Annotated in this window: 4 protein-coding genes and 1 rRNA gene; all 5 read right to left on the reverse strand. The window is 29.7% G+C overall.

Annotated features, from left to right (window positions below; genetic code table 11):
• Positions 1-89: 89 nt before the first annotated feature.
• A complete protein-coding gene (locus BLV84_RS12260) occupies positions 90-437 on the reverse strand; it encodes a hypothetical protein (RefSeq protein ID WP_093246123.1) in 348 nt (115 codons plus the stop codon).
• Complete coding sequence (locus BLV84_RS12265; protein WP_143521383.1) at positions 437-739, reverse strand: hypothetical protein; 303 nt, start codon at positions 737-739, stop codon at positions 437-439. The genes BLV84_RS12260 and BLV84_RS12265 overlap by 1 nt, the downstream gene beginning before the upstream one ends.
• A 130-nt stretch (positions 740-869) precedes the next feature.
• A complete protein-coding gene (locus tag BLV84_RS12270) occupies positions 870-1,343 on the reverse strand; it encodes a hypothetical protein (protein WP_093246130.1) in 474 nt (157 codons plus the stop codon).
• Positions 1,343-2,659 carry an RHS repeat domain-containing protein gene (locus BLV84_RS12275; RefSeq protein WP_093246133.1) on the reverse strand — a complete coding sequence of 439 codons (1,317 nt, stop codon included), beginning with the start codon at positions 2,657-2,659 and terminating at the stop codon, positions 1,343-1,345. Before BLV84_RS12275 ends, BLV84_RS12270 begins: the two co-directional genes overlap by 1 nt.
• Before the next feature lie 307 nt (positions 2,660-2,966).
• Positions 2,967-3,053: ribosomal RNA gene (rrf, locus tag BLV84_RS12280) — 5S ribosomal RNA — on the reverse strand; the annotation flags it as partial.

Below are 3,053 nucleotides of genomic sequence, written 5' to 3' on the forward strand. Positions count from 1 at the left end.
CATGCAAGATTAATATAACAATTCGTCCTAAAACTCTTGGGGCTAGCCCCAAGAGTTTTAAATATTAATTTTGCACTTATTACTTGAACTTAGAAATCTAAAATAACAATAAAAAATAATAAAATTAACCAAACATATTTATATCTAAAACCATATTTCATAAACCTATTAATAAATGGGTATATAAATTCTTTCTGAAGTATTAATAGCTCTTTTTTATTAATTTTTTCTAAATTTTTATTATTAATAATTGTTAGATATTCTAGTATATCATTTTCCTCTTTTTTAATTCTACTCTTGGGCTTGTAATTTGATATAAATTCTACTATAACTATTAAATTTCGATATTTAATTTTTCGTAAAATTTTACGATTATATTTTTCCTCTAAAGATTTTAATAGTTGATTTGAATTATTTTTAAATGTATTTTCAAGCATTATTTTGAAATAATATTTTTAACCCTCTTAAAGTCTGAGTATCTAGAATAAATAATATTTAAGTTTTGAGGGGTATAAATATTGAGTGGTTCTTTCAATATAAATCTTCCATAATCTACATACTGTTTCCCATGCGTCATTAAAATCTTTTGTCCAGAATAACCAAGAAAACGTGATGAAGCAAAATAACTCAATTTATTAACAGAAGTCATAGAGAATTTATACAATAAATCATTTGCATAATAAGAAGTTCTTGCTGAAAGAGATATAGCTCCATCTAATACCATATTTCCGAGCCCCATAAAACCTATAGAAGTCTCTAGTACACTCGTAACAGTTGCAGACACAATACTAATAACTTTTCATATTAGGTCACAAGAAGGACACAAAGAAAATCCAGTTAATAAAATCAAAGTGATTTAATAATATTTATTACCATTCAACACCAAAATAACGATTTTCTTTGATAGCCTTTTTTCGTTTAGATATAGCAGATATTAAAAATCCAAATGACACAATTGGTACATATAAATAATATTTTGATAATCCAGTAAAATACAAGATTAAATCAAAAAAAACACCCCATAAAACGGCTCTTTCTATATCTGATTTACTTTTAAAATTACTTTTGCTCATTAAATATAATGTTATTTCTAATAAATATGAGTGATAATTTTTGGTGCTTTCTAGTTTATCAATTGGGTGTGAGCTCTCAAAAACTACATCATAATATTCTGATAGGTTTTGTTTAAAAATGAGAGTTTCTTTTTTATTTTTAATTTTGATTAATTCTCTCGAAATGTTTAGTACAGAATTAAAATGTACTCGTTTTTTTATCAAATCTTCAGAATCTTTATATTCTTTAAAGAATTCTTCCTGTTTTATTAAAATTTTTTTATCAATCATTATCTTCCAAAAGGTCTATCAAAATAAGGAGCTCCAGTTTTACCGTACAGTCCATTAATTATTGGTTTAATGAAATCTATATTTGTATTAATTGTTGGTTTTCTAAAAAAGCTATGAACATTTTTAGTGCCTAAGTATTTAATCAAAGGTCTTGGTGCTATTTTAACATATTTTGGACCTATAGCTTTGCCTAAAGATATAACACTACCAGTTGCGAATGTAGTAATTTTTCTATTTAAAGTAAGATTAGTCCAAATATAATAATATGACCCATATGCTTGAACAGAAGCGTATCCCTCTAATGCCATATTTCCGAGCCCCATAAAACCTATAGAAGTCTCAAAGACACTTGCAACAGGAGCAGTCATAGCACCACCAACACCAATAGCTGTAGCATTCATAAGGAAATTACCTAGACCATCCTTGTCCCAGTTTTTCCAGCCACGATTATAATTTCTTTTAGTTTCTGACCAGTATCCTTTATCTGCAATTTGTAATCTTCTATAAATTCCTCTATCTTCTTGGCCTAATAAAATTCTGTAATAATAATGATTATTTTCCCTTAAATGATCTCGAAATTCAATGTCATAATATGAATATCCTAAATCTTTTAACTCACTAACACGTTCTGAATCTTCAACTACCAATACTTCTGGTAAGGGGTTAATGGTTTTACCGTCCATGATGGTTTCTCCTGGACAGCAATTGTTTTGAGCTTCTTGTTCTTGAGCTTCTTGTTGATTCCCCATGTCTTCGTAATAATCATAAGAGTCATATTCAGGATTAAGACCAGTTGGGTCTTTAAAATATATTGGATTATTAAAAGCAAAATGATAAGGCGTTTGATCAAACATTTCTTCAGCTAATGGATCGGTTACATTAAAACGTCCTAATACAGGGTCATATTGTCTCCAGTCCATCTCAATAAGACTTAAACCAAAATTGTCAACAAGTTCTTTGCCGTTATAACCATAGGGATAATACGTCCCATCCACCACGTTATTATACCCTTTATGTTTGAGACCAAAAGGATAGTAGTTTTTCTCAGAAATAATTTCGGTAGCAGGATTAATCGAACCGTCGTTGTTACTGTCTGAATACGTTAACCTTACATTCCCTAAGTGGTCTTTAAATTGATAGACATAGTCATAGTCACCTTGGTTGTCTGGTTCTATATAGCCTTCGGGTTGTAAGAAGAAGGTTAACTCAGGGGTGCTTGTACCTGTGTATTTAAAAATAAAAATATTGTCATATTGGGTATGTGTAATCATCCCTAAACCAGCTGAAGATCCATCTGAAAAAGTTCCTGTATTCACAATTTTCTCTAGTTTAACGCCCGCGGCATCATAAAGATAACTAATCTCTCTGTAGTGATAGCCTAAAATATTAAAAATGACTCTAATTAATCAATTTTTAAATAGCTAAAGAACTAATTAGAGTAACTAAAGTCAAGCTTATTAATTTCAATCAAGTATCCTCTTATATTTCAAGCTCATAAGTCAACATCATATATATCATAAGGGCCAGCTTAGTTACTGGCTTTTATATATAAAATAGTTAAGATGATTTAATAAATAAACAAAAAAGCCTGTAAGATTGTTCTTACAGGCTTTTTTATATAAAGGAAGGCGGCGACCTACTCTCCCACGTTAGTAGTACCATCGGCGCTAACGAGCTTAACTTCTCTGTTCGGAATGGGAAGAGGTGAGC

The organism is Psychroflexus halocasei (assembly GCF_900107595.1).
Classification (GTDB): Bacteria; Bacteroidota; Bacteroidia; order Flavobacteriales; family Flavobacteriaceae; genus Psychroflexus; species Psychroflexus halocasei.